Source organism: Sphingopyxis sp. OPL5, assembly GCF_003797775.2.
Taxonomy (GTDB): Bacteria; Pseudomonadota; Alphaproteobacteria; order Sphingomonadales; family Sphingomonadaceae; genus Sphingopyxis.
Window position 1 is genome coordinate 3,269,974 of the sequence record NZ_CP060725.1, and the last position, 17,452, is coordinate 3,287,425.

The window sequence follows — 17,452 nt, forward strand, 5'->3', positions numbered from 1 at the left end:
TCCCTCGGTTGCGTGTCCTGCGGAGGATGACATGGCCTTGCCCGTTTCCAGCGCCGAGCTCGACGAGCGCACCTGTCGGCTGATCTGCCCGATCGCGGCGGCGATGGTCGGGGTGTGCCTGACCGGGATCGGGATCTTGCAGGTCAGCATCAGCGTCGCCCGGCGCACGACGGCTGCCGACGACCTGCTGGCGATCGACGCGCTGCTGTTCCTCACCGCGATGCTGTCATCCTATTTCGCCCTGCGGCTGAATTCGTCGCGGCGGCTGCACCGGCTCGAGCAACTCGCCGATGCCAGCTTCATCGCCGCCATGCTGTTGATGACGGTCGCCTGCTTCGTCATCACCTATGCCGTCCATATCTAGGAGGGGTGACGGTCGGCGGCGATCGGCAAGGCCAGCCGCACCAGCAGCCCGTGCGGAGAATGGGATTCGAGTCGCATCGTGCCGCCGTGCAGGTGCGCGATGGTTTCGACGAGCGACAAGCCAAGCCCCGCGCCAGTGCCGCCGCGCGCCGGGTCGAGGCGGACAAAGCGCTGCGCGGCTTCGGTCATCTGGTCTTCGGTCAGGCCCGGACCATCGTCGCCCACCGTCAGGTCGACGGCGTTGCCGTCCATCGGGTGCGCGCCGATCCGGATCGCCGATCCACCGGCCGCATATTTGAGCGCATTGTCGACAAGGTTCGACAGCGCGCGCACCAGCAATTCGCGGTGGGCGAATATGTCGAGTTCGGTGGGCGCATCGACGACCATCGCAAAGCCGCGATCCTCGGCCAGCGGGCCATAGACCTCCGCCATGTCCTCGAGCATCGGACGCAGGGCAAAGCGCGTGAACTGGTCGCGGCCGATACCGGCCTCGGCGCGGCTGATCTCGAGCGCGGTGTCGAGCAGGCGGTGGAGGCTGTCGGCTTCCTCGATCGCGCCGGCAATCGCGGCTTGCGCCTCGGTGTCTTTTGTCCGCCCGAGCGCCTGTTCGAGGCGCGCCTTCATCCGCGACACCGGCGAGCGCAAATCATGCGCCATCGAATCGGTCACCATGCGCAGTTCGCGCACCAGCCCCGCGATGCGGCCGAACATCGCGTTGATCGACAGCGCCAGCCGGTCGAAGGCGTCGCCGGTTTCGTCGCGTTCGACGCGGGTGTCGAGCTTGCCGCCGACAAACGCGTTGGCCGCGCGTGAGAAGACATCGATCCGGCGCGCCAATATCCACGCCACGAGCGCGGCCATCAGCGCAGCGATCAAGAGCCCGACGGCGAGCGCATAGAAAAAGGCCGTCTCGCTGGCCTCGGCCAGTTGGCGCTGCGCTTCCAATGTCTCGCCGGTCAGCAGGGCATAACCGCCGGGCAGGCGCGCGGTGACCACGCCCATCGGTTCGGCCGCGGTGGCGCCTTCGCGGGTGAGCGACCTTTGTCGCCAGTGCGCGGTGTCGGCGACGGTCGCCGGCCATTCGCGCAGATTGCCCGCCAGGCGCTTGCCGTCCGGCGCTTTCAGCAGGACAATGAAATTGCGATCGTCGCGCGCCTTCAACCGGTAATCGATCGCCTCGATCAGGCCGGGCAGGCCGAGCTGGCGATAATCGTCGATCAGGTCGTCGCGCGCGACTTCGGCGGCGGTGCGCGCGTCGGACAGGATCGTCGCCGAGGTGAATCGGTGGATGACGGTCAGCCCCAGCGCCAGCGCCGCGACCTGCGCGAGCACGAGCATCAGCGTCAGGCGGACGATCGTGCTGTTGCCCCAACGCATAGGGTCTAGTCCGGATCGCCGAGCATATAGCCGGCGCCGCGAATGGTGTGGACGAGCGGCTTGTCGAACCCATCGTCGACCTTGCGGCGCAGGCGGCTGACATGCACGTCGACGACATTGGTGCCGGGGTCGAAATGATATTCCCAGACGCCCTCGAGCATCATCGTCCGGGTCACGACCTGATCCTTGTGACGCAGCAGATATTCGAGCAGCCGGAACTCGCGCGGTTGCAGGTCGACGCGCTTGCCGGCACGGGTGACGCGGCGATTGAGCAGGTTCATCTCCAGGTCCTGGCACGCGAGAATCGTTTCGGCGGTCGTCGCGCCCGATGGTCTGGCCATCAGCAACTGCAACCGGGCGAGCAGTTCCGAAAAGGCGAACGGCTTGGTGAGATAATCACTTGCACCCGACGTCAGCCCTTCGACCCGCGCATCGACCGCGCCGAGCGACGAGAGAATGATGACGGGGGTGGCGATGTGCGCGGCGCGCATCGCGGCCAGCACCGCCATGCCGTCCATGCCGGGCAACATGCGGTCGAGGACGATCGCGTCGTAGCTGCCGTCGGTCGCATGGAACAGGCCGTCGCGCCCGTCGCTGGCATGGTCGACCAGAAAGCCTTGTTCGATCAGGCTTTTGCAGATGAAATCCGCCGTCGTCCTATCGTCCTCGATCACCAATATCTTTTGCGACATCGCGAAACTTTCCAACCCGGAGCGGTGTGTCCGACAGGCGTCTATACGCGCTTGCATCGTCATGGCGAAGATGAAGCCACAGGGGCGGGGTCGCGCGCTGCTGGCCTGGCGGCCGCGCGTTCCTCCTTCGTGCGGGCGGGGCGCGAGACGATGTGATGCACCGCGGTCATACCGCGGGCGAACGCCATGCCGCGCGATCCGGCGATATAGCGTGGTTCCCAATGTGTCGCGAACTTGGCCTTGTAGCTTCGCAGCCCCTCGAAGCCATAAAGCATCTCGCCGTGCCGGAACAGGAAAGCGGCGCCGCGCGCCCACGCCGGCGCCAGCTTGCGCCCGTCGATTCCCGACAATGGCGCGATTCCCAGCGTGAACCATCGATAGCCCTCCGCCTGCGCATATTGGATCAGGCGAACGAAAAGATAATCCATCGCGCCATAAGGAACGTCGCGCGCATGGCGCATCAGATCGACCGACATTTCCGCTCGGTTCGGGGTCGCGAGGATGTTGGCAAAAGCGACGATGCGCCCGCCGACACGCACCACGGCGCAGGGGAAGTGCGTCAGATAGGCGGGGTCGAAGCTGCCGAGGCTGAACGCCTTTTCGCGCTGTTTTTTCGCATCGAGCCAATCGTCCGACACGGCTTTGAGTTCGGTCAGATGTTGTGGAACTTCGGCCGCCGGGATGATGGCGAAGGTGGCGCCTTCCTGGATCGCGCGACGCTCCGAATGGCGCAGCGATTTGGCCTGCGGACCGGCCAGCGAAAAGGCGGCGAGGTCGACCCGCGCCTCCTCGCCATATTTGACGATCGACAGACCCAGATCGATCGCGGGCGGCAGGCACGCGGCGCTGATCTGATAGAGCAGGATGCGGCCCTGCGCGGCGTCGGCGCGTTCGCGCAGTTTCCACAGCAGGTCGGCCCAGCGCTCCTCGCGCCCGACGGGGTCGCCCATCACGATCCAGTTCGCGTCCTGCACCCGGTACATCAGGAAGGCGTCGCCCTCTTCGGCGAGCAGGAAATTTTTGTCGCCGGTGAAGGCGAGGAAGGCGTCGCTATGATCGGCGACGGCCAGCGCGGGTTGGAGCCGGTCGAAGCCGATCGTCGTGTCGCCCATCGCCCGCGACGATGGCGCGAGCAGCCTCCACAGCGCGAGACCGGAGACCAGCACCGCGACACCGAACAGCGTGCGCAAAAAGCGCGGCGCATCGCCGTTCAGGCTGAACTGCCACCACAGGCTGCTGGTGTAGGCGACATGCTTATAGGCAAAAAAGCCGGCGAAAGCGGAGGCCATGACGGCGGTCATCGCGGCAACGATCCAGCCGCTCGACAGCGGTGCATCGAGCAACGATGTCGTGCGGTAGAAGGCGGGCCGGCTCCATTGGAGCGCGGCGCAGATCGCCGACAGGATCAGTGCTTCTTCATAATCGAAGCCCTTGGCGAGCGAAAAGACGATGGCGGCGAGCAGCAGCGCGCGGGTCGCGACAAAGGCGCCGTCGAGACGGCGGAGCAGCCCCGGTGCGAGAAAGAGCAGCAGGGTCCCGGAGAGGCTGGCGGCGATATGCGACGCCTCGACAAAGGGCAGCGGCAGGATAGGCTTGAGGTCGTGCATGCGGCTGACCTCGGCAGGGGTTGCACCCGACAGCAGCAGGATCAGCCCGCCCGCGAACACCAGCGCGGCCAGCAGCGGCGGCGCGAGTTCGCGGAGCAGCGACTGGCCCGCCTGCGCAATCTCCCTTGCCGGCGGCCGCCAGGCCTTGCTTTCGTGCCAGGCGAGCAGCAGCGCCGCGACCAGCAAGGGCAGCAGATAATAGAGAATGCGGTAGGCGAGCAGGGCGGCGAGCAACTGGGCCTTGTCGCCGGGTACTGTCGCGATCACCACCGCCTCGAACACCCCCAGCCCGCCGGGCACATGGCTGATCAGCGCGGCGATGATCGCGAGCGCATAGCCCAGGAAAAAGGCGGGATAGGCGGCGGGGTCAGGGGCAGGGAGCAGGATGTAGAGCGCCGCACTGGCGGCGGCGAGGTCGAGCGCGGCGACCGCGGTCATCCCCGCGCTGCGCGTTAGGTTCGGCAGCGGGGTGCGCCAGCCGCCGATGTCGACGACCTTCAACCCGAAATGGCGCAGCAGCAACGGGATGAGGCAGAGGGTCAGCACGACCAGCCCGGCGAGATGCAGCCAGTGGAGCGACAGCCCCCAATCGAAGAAGGGCAGGATATGCGTGCTTGTCACGGCGGCGAGCCCGGCCAGCAGGATCACACCGTTCCAGAAGCTGAGGCTGGCCAGCGCGATCACGCTGCCGATCTCGCCCCCGCTCAGCCCCGCCGCGCGATAGACGCGGTAGCGCGCCGACCCTCCGGTGAGGAGCGCCAGCCCCAGATTGTGGCTGAGCGTATAGCTGGTGAACGACGCGAGCGCATAGGTTCGCCAGGGCAATGTCCGATCGATGACCCGCAGCGCGAACCGGTCGTAGAGCGTCAGCATCAGATAGCTCGCGACCGTCAGCAGCAATGCTGCACCGATCTGACCCGCCGACAAGGCATCGAAGGCATGGCGGACCTCGTGCGGCCGGACCGAATGGAGCAGCCGGAACAGCGCGGCGAGGCCGAGCGCCGCGACGAGCAGCGCGGCACCGATCGACAGGATCCGCTTGTTGTGCCGGACCCACACCATGCCATTCTCGAATGCGGTCACCGCCGCGTCCACTCCTGATGCTTGCAGATCAGTCCGCCGAGAATACAGCCGGATATCCGCAAGCTGTTTGCGCTTTCTAATTCGATCGTCGAATAAAAGCGACGTCCCTGATCGGGGACGTAGACCTGTCCGGTCCAGCGGCCGCGACCGTTTGCGCGATAGTCGCTGAGCAATTCGGTGCCGACCAGCGACGTCACCCCGGCCTCGCGCGCGTCGGCGATCGCCTTTGGACCGGCCCAGACGATATTGCCGCAGAGCAGCGGGCCGCAGCTGTGCGTCCGCACCAGCAGCGTCCCCTTGGGATTCTGCCACAGGCCGAACGGTGTCGCGGTGGTTGCGGCGTGGGCGCCGCCAGATAGCGCCAGAAGCAGCGCCATGGCCAAAACTCTCATGTCATATGCTCCTTGCTGACTGTGCACCCCGGATCGCGGGCAGGATCGCCGCTTCGAGCGCGCGGGCGTCCGAATTAAGCTTGTGCCCGCCGGGCAGGGTGATGCGACGGACGTTCGGCAACTGAAGTTCGGGGCACAGGCTGCCCGCTTCGTCGGCGCCGTGAATGCAGGTCACGGGCACCCAGCGGAGCCGCGATGCGGTCGGATAGGCGCGCTGATCGGGGGTTTCGAGGCCGGCGAGTTCGATCGGCGAGGCGCGGAAGATGATGTCCTCGCCGGGCACGATCAGCACCACCGACCGGATCGGTTGGCGCGCGGCCGCGGAGAATCGCGCGAGGCCGGCGTGGAGCATATCGGCGCCAAAGGACTGGCCGATCAGCACGACATGATCGGTCTTTCCCAGCTTCATCGCCCGGACCATCGCCGTCTTGATCAGTTCGGCGGTTTCCTCGGGCGTCCGGCGCGGCGAGAAATAGGTCAGCGAGTTGACGGTGACGATCGCATAGCCGCGCGCGCCCAGCCGCACCGCAATCCTGGGCGTCATCCCGACCCGGTTGCCCATGTCGCCCGAGAGCATGACGATCGCGGGTTTGGCGGGGCCGGTATCGGCGGCCGGCATGTCGTGGAACAGCGGACCGTTATAATAGCCGGCATGGAGATAGGCCGCCGACGCGATGGCGAAGGTGAGGAACAAAGCAAAAAGCCATTTTTTCATGGGAGGTCCTTCGCAATCGGAATGGTCATCGCGCTTGGCTCCCGTCGGTTGATGGGGCGACAATAGGCGCGCGGGTTCGTCCGGAAGCTGGCGCGAGGATTACGATATTGTCATGTCGCGGCCATGCCCCGGTTGGATCGGCCGGCCTAGAAAGAGGGTGTCCAAGGCGGGACCATCCCCCCCCCCTGACTCCCTCTGGCCCCGGTCCCGCCTGGACACCCCGGATCGTTCCGTCCGCACTCATGCGGATTTCTATGGAGAGAAGAATATGGCACGCTTTCGTACCCTCATCGGCTTCGGCCTTGCGTCGACGATGATGATCGCCGCTCCGGTCTTCGCATCGGCACCGTCCGCTTCGACGACCACCGCCAAACCGGCAGCGACGCACACCCTGGCGAAACAGACCGTGGCGCCCAAAGCCGCCAAGGTCACCAAGGTTGCGGCGCCCAAGCGGACCGCGTCGACCCGGCAGAATACCCATCTCGCCAAGGCGACGCTGAGCAACGGCAAGAAGGTCACCTATGACTGCCGCCTCGCGGGCAACAAGAACAAGCAGGCCTGCAAGGGCTGAACCCCGGCACTCGCCAGCTTGAGCCGGCCCGCTGTCCGACCAGTTCCCGAAATCCCCCGGAACTGGTCGGTTCGGCATGTCCGGAACGAACCGCGGATCGCGGTATCTTGGTCAAAGACGATTTGGTCGATGACGTCGCAGCAACGCGGACCCGTCAGCCGCGATCCCGAACGTGCCGCATCAAAATTGGCAGTCCGAATGAAGGAGTTTGCAGCGATCGGCATGCCGGGCCGTTATCTCCCTTAGCTGTGCGCTTGAGATACAGGCTGGTCTTGAGTTTTCGTACTGCGGGCCGGTTTCATCGAGACGGTGCTTCTCCATCGTCCTCGGTGGCCGGCCGAGGAGCCGTGCAGCCTCGAATATACGCAAATATTGGAATGGTGGGACTTTCGAAGTCATCGTGAGCATTCTTCAGCCGAGCGCCGCATTGCCCGATGGAGCCAGCATCTTCGTTACCAAGACGAAGGTGGATTCCCGTGGCGCGTAGATCGTCCGAACGCCCGGCGACCACAATCGGCGCACCCAGTAAGCGATGGACAGGCGCAATAGTCCAAATCGCATCTTGATCGGCTTTGATAAGACGAAGGACGTTCAAGCATAAGCGACCCGATGAGGGGGCGTTAGCACCCGAAACAGGACCATCCAAACGCCGACGATCGGCACCGACGCGGACATTTAGCCTCAAAAGATTAACCCGCCTGCGATAGTCCCGCCGCGCGAGGGGAACGCGATGGACATGACAGCCGAGGAACGAGTCGGTCCGGCCGACGATGCGCCCATGAGGCTTGGTCGCTGGACGATCGGGCGCAAGTTCGTCGGCTTGTCCGTGGTATTGTTGTCGATCATGCTGGTGGCGGCGCTGTGGTCGTTCATGCAGGCGGCGCGCGTCAACCGCGAGACGATATTGCTCGAACAGGTCCTTGAACCGCTCCGCCGGGAAATCGCGGCGATCGAACAGGAAACCGCGAACGAGGAACTCGCGACCGAAAGGGCGCTCCGTTACGGCGGCCCGCAGCTTCGCGATCCGGCGCGCCACGCCGCGGAACTGGCGCGGTTCGAAGAACTCAATGACGATGTCGATCGCCGACTGACCATGCTGCAAAAGGCGATCCGGCGATATCAGGGCACCGAAATTCCCGTCGAGGTGGCAATCATCCTCGGCCGGCTGCAGTTGGAAAGCGAGTCGGTACAGCGCGACCATGCCGCCTATCGGCGCAGCGTCGGCGCCTATATCGACCCCGCCGCGCCCGCGATGCTGAACGGCAATATCGAACGCGAGGCCGCCGCGACCGGCGATGAAAAGCGCGTGCTTGCGTCGCTCGAACGCATGGGAACCGAATCCGACGCGCTGGCCCGGGCGCATGAGCAACGTCTGGCGGCGATGGAACATCGCAGCTTCATCATATCGGTCGAAAGCCTGTTGCTGGCGGTCCTCGCGTTCCTGATCGGCATCATCCTGTCGCTGATGATCACCCGCCGGATGATGGTCCCGGTGCAAAGCTTGATCGACGGCGCCGAAGAAGTCGGTCGCGGCAATCTCGACGTCTCGCTGAAATCCCAGTCGCGCGACGAGATCGGCCAGTTGGCCCATGCCTTTTCGTCGATGGTCGGCGAGCTGAGGACCAAGGCCGCGATGAAGGATACATTTTCCAGCTACCTCGATCCTCGCGTCGTCGACCGCCTGCTGGGTGAGCGCCGCGCCGAACTGGAAGCGGGCGAGAAGCGCGAGATGACGGTGTTCTTCTCGGACCTTCAGGGCTTTAGCGCGATTTCCGAAACCCTGACCCCGACGGCCTTGGTCAAGCTGATCAACCGGTATCTCTCGCTGGCGGCCGAGCCGATCCAGCTTCATCGCGGGGTGATCGACAAATATATCGGCGATGCGATCATGGCCTATTGGGGGCCTCCGTTCACCCCCGACGACCCAGCGCTCTCGGCCGTTCGGGCCGCGCTGGAACAGCGTGCGCAAATCGATCGGCTCGAGCTGGAACTGCCCGAGTTGATGGGGCTGCGCCGCGGCGCTCCGCGGATCGCGGTCCGGATCGGGCTCGCGTCGGGCGACGTCGTCGTCGGATCGATCGGATCGACCGCATCGCGCAACTTCACCATCATGGGCGACACGGTGAACATCGCGTCGCGGTTGGAAGGAGCGAACAAGGCCTATGGCACGATGATCCTCGCCGACGAAGCGACGGTGCGGCAGGTTTCGCACCGGATCGAAACGCGCGAGATCGACCTGTTGGCGGCAGTGGGCAAAAGCGAAGCGGTGCGGGTCTATGAGTTGCTGGGCGAGGTCGGCGAGGTCGGCGACGCGATGCTCGATTTGCGCGAGACGTTCGAAAATGGTCTCGCCGACTACCGGGCGGGTGACTGGGACCGAGCCGGGAGCGCCTTTGCCCGGTGTCTGGAAATCGCACCCGGCGACGGGCCGGCGCAGGTTTTCGCGGATCGGGTCAGAGCCTTTCGCACGGCTCCACCGGCCGCCGATTGGGGCGGCGTGTGGCAGAGTGTCGGGAAGTAACGTGCCGACAACCTGCCGAGGATGGCCGACGAAGGCCGGTAAGCGCCCGCGTCTCACTCCCCCATCACCGCTGCCCCGTGCCCATCGCCGAACCTGTTCGGTCATAGCCGAGTGAGCGCGCTGGCCCAAGCCCAAGCCGTTCCCTGCGCGGACCCAGCGGCAGCCATTCCCCCGCTTGCCGTCGAAAAACGGACAGGCTGAAAACGGCCAAAGTCGCTGCGGGTGACGCATGACGAAATTTGCGACTGCCTGAAAGCTTGCACGGCGGGTTCACCGCGCTCATTGTCGCGCAATGGCGGTGCCATGCTGAACAACTGGCTTCCCTGGGCCCTGCTTTCGGCTTGCTTCGCCGCGCTCACGGCCGTTTTTGCCAAACTCGGGGTCGAGAAGATCGACCCCAATTATGCCACGTTCATCCGCACGCTCGTGATCGCGATCTTCATCGCCGCGCCATTGCTTGTGACCGGCGGCTTTCAGTCGCCCGCCACCTTGCCGCTCGCATTCCGGCCGGCTTGAGCGTGGCCGCGCCGGCGCGTCGACCGATTTTTCGTCCTGAGGTGTGGATTCTGTTCCGCAGCGGCGTCAACAGCCCAATGTCGATTCCGCGCGATTCCAATATTGTGAATAATGTCGAGGTGTTAATGGCGTGCGTCCGGACGCGAAAGGGCTATCGTTCGAGAATGACCACGCGGTTCTGCACCTTCTCTACAGCGTTGCTGCTCTTCCCGCTGGCAGCGTGCGCTCACTACGAGCCAAAGCCGCTTCTCGTCGATCCCGTTGCTGCGCCGTCGCTTCAGGCCCCGCTAACCGATATCCTGTCGCGCGACGCTGCGACGATCGACCGGCCCTATCTGAAGCCAGTCGCGCTCGACCTTTCGGCGCCGCTCGACCCCAATGGCATCGCGATCCTCGCGGTGATCGCCAATCCCGATCTCAAGGCGCAGCGCGCGCGTGCCGGAGTTGGTGACGCGCAGGTTTTCGCCGCGGGACTGCTGCCCGACCCGACCTTCAGCTTCGGCGTCGACCATATTCTTTCGGGGCCGGACCCGCTCGACAATATCGCGGGCACGCTGGGGTTCAGCCTTAATGCACTCCGCACGCAAAAGGTGCAGCGCGCGCAGGCCGTCGCCGAGGCGCGGCAGGTGCGGCTCGATCTCGCTTGGGCCGAATGGCAGACCGCCTGCAACGCGCGGCTGCAGGCGGTGCGCGTCCTCGCGCTCGAACAGGCGCTCGCCAATACTGCGACCAGCGCCGACGCGAGCGAAGCGCTTCTCGGCCGCTATCTGAAGGCGGCGGGCCGCGGCGACATTTCGCCCGACCAGGTCCAGTCGTCGCGCATCGCCGCGCTTGACGCCCAGAGCAATTTTCGCAGTGCCCAGACCAATCTCGCAACCGCACGCTCCGAGCTTCACCGTCTGCTTGGCTTGCCGCCGGACTATGCGCTGCGGCTGGCTCCGACGCCTATGCCCGCGACGGTGCCCGACGCGAATCGCCTCTTCGCGATGGCGCTTGCGGGGCGTAGCGATCTCGACGCGCTGCGTGCCGGCTATGATGCGCAGGAAGCCGCTGTCCGCCGCGCGATCCTCGACCAGTTCCCGAATCTGGATCTCACGATCAGCGGCGCGCGCGATACCGGCGGCAACAAATTGCTTGGCCCGTCGATCGGCTTCACGCTTCCGCTATGGAACCGCAATCGCGGCGGTATCGCGGTCGCCGAGGCCACGCGCGAAGCGCTCCATCAGGAATATGATGCACGCCTGTTCCAGACCCGCGCCGATATCGCCGCCGCGGTGTCGGGCCTCGCGATCGCGCGCCAGCAATATGAGATCCTGCGCGCTGGCATGCCCGCTATCGAAAACTTTGCGAAAGCGAGCCGCCGCGCCGCGCAGCGCGGCGACCTCGCGCTGGCGACCGCGGAAGTTGCCGAGCAGAGCCTTCGTGACCGGCAATTGCTGCTTCTCCAGTCCGAACAGGCGATCGCCGAACAAACCATTGCGCTCGAACTGCTCGTCGGCGCCCCGCAGGAATCCTGGACCCTATGATCAGCCGGACATCCCTCGTTCTGCCGCTCGCCTTCGCCTGTCTGCTGGGCGGTTGCCAATCCTCGACCGACTCTGCCGCGACCGCCGTTCCGGTCGCGACGATCGACGTCGCGGCCGTCACCACCGGCGATATCGATGAGAAGATCACGCTCTACGGCGCGGCAGAGGCCAATGGTGCGGGCAAATATACGCTGTCCGCCCCGATGGAAGCGATCGTGCAGGCGGTCGACACGCCGGTCGGTAGCCGCGTGGCGCGCGGCCAGATATTGGTGCGGCTGAGGCCCAGTCCAACGGCGCGCCTCGATCTCGCCACCGCGTCGGCGAATGCCAACGCCGCCGATCTCGCGCACGCGCGGGCGCGGCGACTTCGCGCCGACGGGCTGGTGAGCGATGCCGAGGTCGAAACGGCGCGCGCCGCGAAACAGGCCGCTGATGCCGCGCGCGCCAGCCTCGCCACCCGTAACGGAGCGCTCGTACTTCGCGCGCCCGCCAGCGGCACCGTGGAAGTCATCGGGGCCAGCGCGGGCGAGCTTGTCGCGGCCGGGGCGACGATCGTATCGCTGGTCAAGGAAGGGGATTTGCGCGCGCGCTTCGGGGTCGATCCGGCGATCGCGCGGCGCATTCCCAAGGGGAGCTATGTCGAGGTTACCGCGGCCGGCAGCAAGCTGGCCTTCAACGTCCCCGTACTGTCGGTCGACAGCGTCGTCGATCCGGTGACGAAGCTGGCGTCGGTCTATGTCCAGATACCGAATGAGCGCGGGGTCGGCGCGGGCGAAAGCCTGACTGGGCGGGTGCTGCTTGCCAATATCGCCGGCGGCATCACCATTCCCTATGCCGCGCTGCTCGACGACGGCGGCCAGCCTTTCGTCTTCGTCATCGCGAACACGATCGCCAAGCGGCGCGATATTGCCGTCGGGCCGCGCACCGGCGACCGGATCAGCGTCACGTCGGGGCTGAAGGCCGGCGAACGCGTCGCCACGGTTGGCGTAACCGCGCTTGAGGACGGGATGAAGACCCGCATTCAGGGCGCGAAAAAGTGACCGACATCATCAGCAAACATGCGCGGTCGATCTGGCTCGCGGTGATCCTGCTTGCGCTCGCGGGCGTGGTATCGGCGACGCGCGTGCCGGTCGGACTGTTTCCCAACATCGATTATCCACGGGTCGTCGTGTCGGTCGATGCCGGCGACCGCGACGCCGCGCAGATGGAAGCCGAAATCACGCGGCCGATCGAGATCGGGCTGCGCGCGGTGCCGGGGGTGACCAATGTCCGTTCGGTCACGAGCCGCGGCAGCGCCGAGGTCGCGCTCAATTTCCAGTGGGGCGACGATATGGTCGCCGCCGCCCAGTCGACGCAGGGCGCGCTCGCGACCTTGCTTCCGACCTTGCCGGCCGGCACGAGCTTCAACGTGCGGCGCTCCGATCCGACGATCTTTCCCGTCACCGGCTTTGCCTTGACCTCGGACAGCCTCAGCCCCGAGGCGCTTCGTACGATCGCAGATCTCAAGATATTGCCCGCATTGACCTCGGTCGAGGGTGTCGCCGGCGTCGACATATTGGGGAGCAGCCCCCGTGAGTTCGCGGTCGATGTCGATCCGGCGCGGCTGCAATCGCTCGGCATCAGCCTCACCGATGTCGTCACTGCGCTCGGCAAGGCCAATATGGTCCGCGGTCTCGGCAAGATCGAGGACCGGCACCGTCTCTATCTGGTGCTGATCGAGAACCGCGTCGCCAATGCGGACGATCTGGGCGCGGTCCCGATCAAGGCGGCGGCGGGCGGGGCAGGGGTGGTAACGCTCGGCCAGATCGCGGCGATCTCGCCTTCGACCGCTCCGGCGTTCAGTCGCGTGACGTCCGACGGCAAGCAGGCGGTTCTCGTCAACGTTCGCCAGGCGCTGAAGGGCGACACCGTGGCGATCGTAAAAGCGGTCGACGCGCGGCTCGCCGAGCTGCATCTGCCGCCGTCGGTCAAGGTCACCACCTTCTACGACCAGTCCGAGCTCGTCGTCGGCGCGGCGAACGCCGTGCGTGATGCGATCCTGATGGGCGCGTTGCTGGCGGGGATCGTGCTCTTCGTCTTCCTGCGGTCGGGGCGATTGATGGTCATCACCGGGCTGATGCTGCCCGCGGTGCTCGCCGCCACCTGCCTGCTGCTTTTCGCCTTCGGCATGAGCTTCAACATGATGACGCTCGGCGGTATGGCGGCGGCGGTCGGGCTCGTGGTCGACGATGCGGTCGTCATGCTCGAGCATATGATGCGGCGCATGCAGGAGCAGCGGCTGAGCGACCCGGGACCGCTGCTGGCCGCCGCGGCCGAAATGGGCATGCCGCTGCTCGGCTCGACGACGGCGACGATCGTCGTCTTCCTGCCACTTGCCTTTATCAGCGGCGTGACCGGCGGATTTTTCAAGGCGCTGGCGATCACAATGGTGGCAGCGCTAGTCATCTCCCTGCTCTTCGCCCGCTTCGTCATCCCGCTCGTCGCGGCCCATTGGCTCCGCGAGAAGGATGCCGAGTCCGCCGATCGTGCCAACAAGGTCCTCGATCCGCTGCTCGACCGTTATGGGCGCGCGAGCACGCGTGCCTTTGGACGGCCGGTCCTGTTCGCGGCGCTCGTCGCGGCGCTGCTTGCGGTCAGCGGCTATATGGCCTGGCGGAGCGTGCCGTCGGGGTTCATGCCCAAGATGGACGAGGGCGGGTTCGTCCTCGATTATAAGGCGCAGTCGGGCGCGTCGCTCGAAGATACCGACGCGCTGCTGCAACGCGTCGAGACGATCATCAGCGCGACGCCCGAGGTCGCGAGCTACTCGCGGCGCACCGGCGTCCAGCTTGGCGGCGGTCTCACCGAGGCCGACGAGGGCGATTATTTCATTCGCCTCAAGGGCGGCTCGCGGCGCGATATCGAAGCGGTGATGACCGACATGCGCGAGAAGATCGCCGCCGACGTGCCGGGGCTCGAGGTCGAGCTGATCCAGCTCATGGAGGATCTGATCGGCGACCTGACCGCCGTCCCGCAACCGATCGAGGTCAAATTGTTCGGCGACGACACAGCGGCGCTCGAAGCGGCGGCGAAGGCGATCGGCGAGCGCATCGGCAAGATATCGGGCGTCGTCGAGGTCGTCGATGGCCTGCGCGTCGCTGGCGATGCGATCAGCATATCGGTCGATCCCGGCGCCGCGGCCCAATATGGCCTCGACCCCGACAGCATCGCCTCGCAGCTCGAGACCGCGGTCGGCGGCACCCCGGCGACACAGGTCCGCATCGGCGCCCAGCTCATCGACGTGCGCGTGCGCGCGCCGCAGGATTTGCGCAGCGATGTCGCGCGGATCGAAAACCTGCCGCTCGTTGCGCCCGACGGGAGCGGCGTCCGGCTTGCCGCGGTCGCGACCGTGTCGGTGCAGAGCGGACAAAAGCAGCTGACGCGCGAAAATCTGGCGCCCTATATCGCCGTGACCGCGCGGCTCGAGGGACGCGATCTCGGTTCGGCGATGGCGGAGATCAAGAGCGCGGTCGGCCAGCTCAAGCTGCCCGCCTCGGTCCGCGTCGACTATGGCGGACTCTATGCCGAGCAGCAGAAGAGCTTCGCCGATCTCTCGCTGGTTTTCGGCGCCGCGTTGCTGCTCAGCGCCTTGCTCATCACCCTGTTGTTCGAGCGCGCCGGCTGGACGGTCGCGGCGATCGCGACGGTGCTGCTGACCGCGGCGGCGGTGATGATCGGGCTGTGGATCATGGGGATCGAGCTCAATATCTCGGCGCTGATGGGGCTCACCATGGTCGTCGGCATGGTCGCCGAACTCGTCATCTTCTTTCTCGCCGAGATCGACCGCGACAAGCCGATGACGTCGGCGGTGCTGCTCGAGGCCGGCCGGAAGAGGCTGCGCCCCATTCTGATGTCCGCGCTGATCGCGGTGCTGACCCTCGCGCCGCTCGCGCTCGGCCTCAGCCGGGGCGCCGGCCTTCAGCAGCCGCTGGCGACCGCGATCATCTTCGGCTTGATTGCCGCGGTGCCGCTGGTCCTGTTCTTTCTTCCCGCGATGCTGCTCGCGCTCACGCGGCGCGAGCCGAGGCCCGCCGCCTGAGGCCGGCGTCCGGTCAGACGATCGAGCGGCGCCTCGGCGAGTGGAGCGCGAGCGCGCGGGTAAGGCGATAGGTCACGCCATAGCCGACATGATCGGAGAGCATCGTGCCGTCGCGCTCGCGGCCGAACGGCACCGCCATCGCGATCGCCTGGATCGAGGCGTCATAGCCCGGCGAAAAGAACTGCCAGTCACGACCCTTCTGAAACACCGTCGCCGCGATGGTTGGGATCGTTCGCCCGCAAGGTGCATCCGATTTGAGGCAATGCTGGAGCGCGTTGTCGATCGGAAGCCGGCGTTTCGTGGTCCAGTTCGCCGCGCTGTGGGCGGCGAGGTAAGTTCGTCGTTCGGCCGAACTGGCGTTGAAATCACCCGCCAGGATGACCGGCAGATCGGGGTCGCGGTATCGCGCCAGAAAATGGTCGATCACCTCGACCTGCCGCCGATAGGCATAAAGCGAGCGTGCCGGACTGACGCCGGACGCCTTCTTGCTGTTCATATGGGTGGTGACCACGGTCACCGGGGTCGTGCTTCCGGGGACGGCGATCGTCACCATCAATATGCCCTTGTTGGCGAGGCAGTCATAACCTGCACAGGCAAAGGCGGGAAAGGCCTCGCGGCGCACCGAGAGGATCGGATAGTCCGACGCGAGGATCAGTCCTGACGAGACCTGCTTGCCCGACCGCTCGCCCTTGAAAAAGCTCGCGCCTTCGATGAAATCTCTGTCGCTCTCCTGCGGCTTGACCGGGCTTGTGAGATCGCGAGAAGGTCCCTCGACAACAAAGCGATAGCCGCTATGCCGCGCGATCGCTTTGGCGGGCTCGGTGAACGCTTCCTGCAGGATGATGACGTGCGGCTGCGCGTCCTGCGCTCGCATGGCGAGAAGCCGGGCTTCGATACGCGCGAAGTCGGCGCTTCGGTCGGCGGCCAGCGGCCAGGGCAGGCCTTTGACATTATAGGCCATAATCGAGAGGCCGGCCGGCGGCGCCTTCATCGGCGCCTGCGGTTCCGGCTTGGAAACGGCCGGCAGCGCGACGCTGCCCAATAGCATCGGCATCATCGCCATCAGCACGCCCGTACCGGCCATCTTCTTGCTCACTCGCACTGCTCCTGTCGGTTCGAGATCGGCTGATTGACGCCGCGGGGCTCCCCGATCCGCACTTCGTCGGGGGAGGTGTGGAAAAGCGAGGTCGATGGCGTCTGATCCCTCGAGCGCCTGGCTGGCAGGCGCCCTGCGAACCCGGGGGATATGTCATGAGGGTTTTGGCGACTGGTGCCGCTGCGATGAGCGCCCTGCTGTTTCCCGGCTCCTTGATGGCGTGGGAGGCAGCGCCAAATATTGCCGTCACCCATGTGGCGCTTCCCAATCCCGCGCGCTCGGGGGCGCGGGCGCCGCTTGCGATCCTGCCGGCCGAAGATTTGGCAACAAGCACGTCCGAGGCGATGACGACGAGCGGCGGCGTGGCCGTCCTCGGGATCGTCAAAAGTCACGCGGTCGGCCGCGAATGGGAAGGCGGATCCTTCCACCTGGCCGCCATGCGCGGACGGTCGGAATCCGCGAGAACGGCGGCGCAAAGTTTCGAATATCAGCGCTTCGCGATGATGGCGATCGGTGCCGACGTGTCCCGGGATATCTCGGATCGCGACACGCTGACGCTTGCCGGCACCTATGCCGCCGAACGCCGCCGCCCGGCGTTCATCGTCGGCCCGCACCGCTATTATCGGACCGACGAGCGCGCCGCCGTCCTTCACTGGACCCGCGATGATCGCCTCGATCTGGCTGGTACCCTGTTCGACACCGGCCCGGCGAAACCGCGGACGGCAGCCGAGCGCTTCGCCGATCTTGCCGGCGGCGCGCCGCGCGCGGTTCGCGGCTGGGGACTGACGGCCAGCCTTTACCCCACGGGTGAACCCGACCGCTTGTCGGTCGGCATCGATTTTCGCGACCAGCAGGACCGCGACATCGGGCACCGGGACGCACGCGTCCAGATATTCCTGAGGAAGAAATTCTGAC

14 protein-coding genes are annotated in these 17,452 nt (G+C 65.9%); 8 read left to right on the plus strand and 6 right to left on the minus strand.

What is annotated here, in order from left to right:
• Positions 1 to 31: 31 nt before the first annotated feature.
• Positions 32 to 364, plus strand: coding sequence for a hypothetical protein (locus EEB18_RS15810; RefSeq protein ID WP_262407955.1), 333 nt, complete (start codon positions 32 to 34; stop codon positions 362 to 364).
• Here EEB18_RS15810 and EEB18_RS15815 read toward each other — a convergent pair.
• From EEB18_RS15815 to EEB18_RS15835, 5 genes are read right to left on the minus strand one after another with little or no spacing between them, the layout of a single operon-like run.
• Positions 361 to 1,740: a sensor histidine kinase gene (locus tag EEB18_RS15815; RefSeq protein WP_187140862.1), complete on the minus strand. Its 1,380-nt coding sequence runs from the start codon at positions 1,738 to 1,740 to the stop codon at positions 361 to 363. The genes EEB18_RS15810 and EEB18_RS15815 overlap by 4 nt on opposite strands.
• A 5-nt stretch (positions 1,741 to 1,745) precedes the next feature.
• The gene (locus tag EEB18_RS15820) at positions 1,746 to 2,432 is read right to left on the minus strand and encodes a response regulator transcription factor (protein WP_187140861.1); all 687 of its coding nucleotides are present in this window, start codon (positions 2,430 to 2,432) and stop codon (positions 1,746 to 1,748) included.
• Between the two features lie 59 nt (positions 2,433 to 2,491).
• Complete coding sequence (gene mprF, locus EEB18_RS15825; protein ID WP_187140953.1) at positions 2,492 to 5,101, minus strand: bifunctional lysylphosphatidylglycerol flippase/synthetase MprF; 2,610 nt, start codon at positions 5,099 to 5,101, stop codon at positions 2,492 to 2,494.
• A 17-nt stretch (positions 5,102 to 5,118) separates the two neighbouring features.
• Positions 5,119 to 5,514 carry a DUF2147 domain-containing protein gene (locus EEB18_RS15830; protein WP_187140860.1) on the minus strand — a complete coding sequence of 132 codons (396 nt, stop codon included), beginning with the start codon at positions 5,512 to 5,514 and terminating at the stop codon, positions 5,119 to 5,121.
• A gap of 1 nt (position 5,515) precedes the next feature.
• Positions 5,516 to 6,229, minus strand: a complete 714-nt coding sequence (locus EEB18_RS15835) for an AcvB/VirJ family lysyl-phosphatidylglycerol hydrolase (protein ID WP_187140859.1) — start codon at positions 6,227 to 6,229, stop codon at positions 5,516 to 5,518.
• Positions 6,230 to 6,497: 268 nt separating this feature from the next.
• Here EEB18_RS15835 and EEB18_RS15840 point away from each other — a divergent pair, with 268 nt between their 5' ends.
• From EEB18_RS15840 to EEB18_RS15865, 6 genes are all read left to right on the plus strand, one after another.
• A complete protein-coding gene (locus EEB18_RS15840) occupies positions 6,498 to 6,800 on the plus strand; it encodes a hypothetical protein (protein ID WP_187141771.1) in 303 nt (100 codons plus the stop codon).
• 730 nt (positions 6,801 to 7,530) lie between these two features.
• Positions 7,531 to 9,321 carry an adenylate/guanylate cyclase domain-containing protein gene (locus tag EEB18_RS15845; RefSeq protein WP_187141772.1) on the plus strand — a complete coding sequence of 597 codons (1,791 nt, stop codon included), beginning with the start codon at positions 7,531 to 7,533 and terminating at the stop codon, positions 9,319 to 9,321.
• 303 nt (positions 9,322 to 9,624) lie between these two features.
• Positions 9,625 to 9,837 (plus strand): EamA family transporter, encoded by a 213-nt coding sequence (locus EEB18_RS15850; RefSeq protein ID WP_056346422.1) that lies wholly within the window; start codon positions 9,625 to 9,627, stop codon positions 9,835 to 9,837.
• Between the two features lie 164 nt (positions 9,838 to 10,001).
• Positions 10,002 to 11,363: a TolC family protein gene (locus EEB18_RS15855; RefSeq protein WP_187141773.1), complete on the plus strand. Its 1,362-nt coding sequence runs from the start codon at positions 10,002 to 10,004 to the stop codon at positions 11,361 to 11,363.
• The gene (locus EEB18_RS15860) at positions 11,360 to 12,403 is read left to right on the plus strand and encodes an efflux RND transporter periplasmic adaptor subunit (RefSeq protein WP_187141774.1); all 1,044 of its coding nucleotides are present in this window, start codon (positions 11,360 to 11,362) and stop codon (positions 12,401 to 12,403) included. Before EEB18_RS15855 ends, EEB18_RS15860 begins: the two co-directional genes overlap by 4 nt.
• Positions 12,400 to 15,441 (plus strand): efflux RND transporter permease subunit, encoded by a 3,042-nt coding sequence (locus EEB18_RS15865; RefSeq protein ID WP_187141775.1) that lies wholly within the window; start codon positions 12,400 to 12,402, stop codon positions 15,439 to 15,441. Before EEB18_RS15860 ends, EEB18_RS15865 begins: the two co-directional genes overlap by 4 nt.
• A gap of 13 nt (positions 15,442 to 15,454) precedes the next feature.
• Here EEB18_RS15865 and EEB18_RS15870 read toward each other — a convergent pair whose 3' ends face one another.
• Positions 15,455 to 16,537 carry an endonuclease/exonuclease/phosphatase family protein gene (locus tag EEB18_RS15870; protein ID WP_187141776.1) on the minus strand — a complete coding sequence of 361 codons (1,083 nt, stop codon included), beginning with the start codon at positions 16,535 to 16,537 and terminating at the stop codon, positions 15,455 to 15,457.
• A gap of 77 nt (positions 16,538 to 16,614) precedes the next feature.
• Here EEB18_RS15870 and EEB18_RS15875 point away from each other — a divergent pair, with 77 nt between their 5' ends.
• A complete protein-coding gene (locus EEB18_RS15875) occupies positions 16,615 to 17,451 on the plus strand; it encodes a hypothetical protein (RefSeq protein ID WP_187669014.1) in 837 nt (278 codons plus the stop codon).
• Position 17,452: the final 1 nt, after the last annotated feature.

What these genes read in the sequence shown, in the direction of transcription:
- EEB18_RS15810 (WP_262407955.1), top strand. Translation starts at nt 32, where the DNA reads ATGGCCTTGCCCGTTTCCAGCGCCGAGCTCGACGAGCGCACCTGTCGG.
- EEB18_RS15815 (WP_187140862.1), bottom strand. Translation starts at nt 1,740, where the DNA reads ATGCGTTGGGGCAACAGCACGATCGTCCGCCTGACGCTGATGCTCGTG.
- EEB18_RS15820 (WP_187140861.1), bottom strand. Translation starts at nt 2,432, where the DNA reads ATGTCGCAAAAGATATTGGTGATCGAGGACGATAGGACGACGGCGGAT.
- mprF (WP_187140953.1), bottom strand. Translation starts at nt 5,101, where the DNA reads ATGGTGTGGGTCCGGCACAACAAGCGGATCCTGTCGATCGGTGCCGCG.
- EEB18_RS15830 (WP_187140860.1), bottom strand. Translation starts at nt 5,514, where the DNA reads ATGAGAGTTTTGGCCATGGCGCTGCTTCTGGCGCTATCTGGCGGCGCC.
- EEB18_RS15835 (WP_187140859.1), bottom strand. Translation starts at nt 6,229, where the DNA reads ATGAAAAAATGGCTTTTTGCTTTGTTCCTCACCTTCGCCATCGCGTCG.
- EEB18_RS15840 (WP_187141771.1), top strand. Translation starts at nt 6,498, where the DNA reads ATGGCACGCTTTCGTACCCTCATCGGCTTCGGCCTTGCGTCGACGATG.
- EEB18_RS15845 (WP_187141772.1), top strand. Translation starts at nt 7,531, where the DNA reads ATGGACATGACAGCCGAGGAACGAGTCGGTCCGGCCGACGATGCGCCC.
- EEB18_RS15850 (WP_056346422.1), top strand. Translation starts at nt 9,625, where the DNA reads ATGCTGAACAACTGGCTTCCCTGGGCCCTGCTTTCGGCTTGCTTCGCC.
- EEB18_RS15855 (WP_187141773.1), top strand. Translation starts at nt 10,002, where the DNA reads ATGACCACGCGGTTCTGCACCTTCTCTACAGCGTTGCTGCTCTTCCCG.
- EEB18_RS15860 (WP_187141774.1), top strand. Translation starts at nt 11,360, where the DNA reads ATGATCAGCCGGACATCCCTCGTTCTGCCGCTCGCCTTCGCCTGTCTG.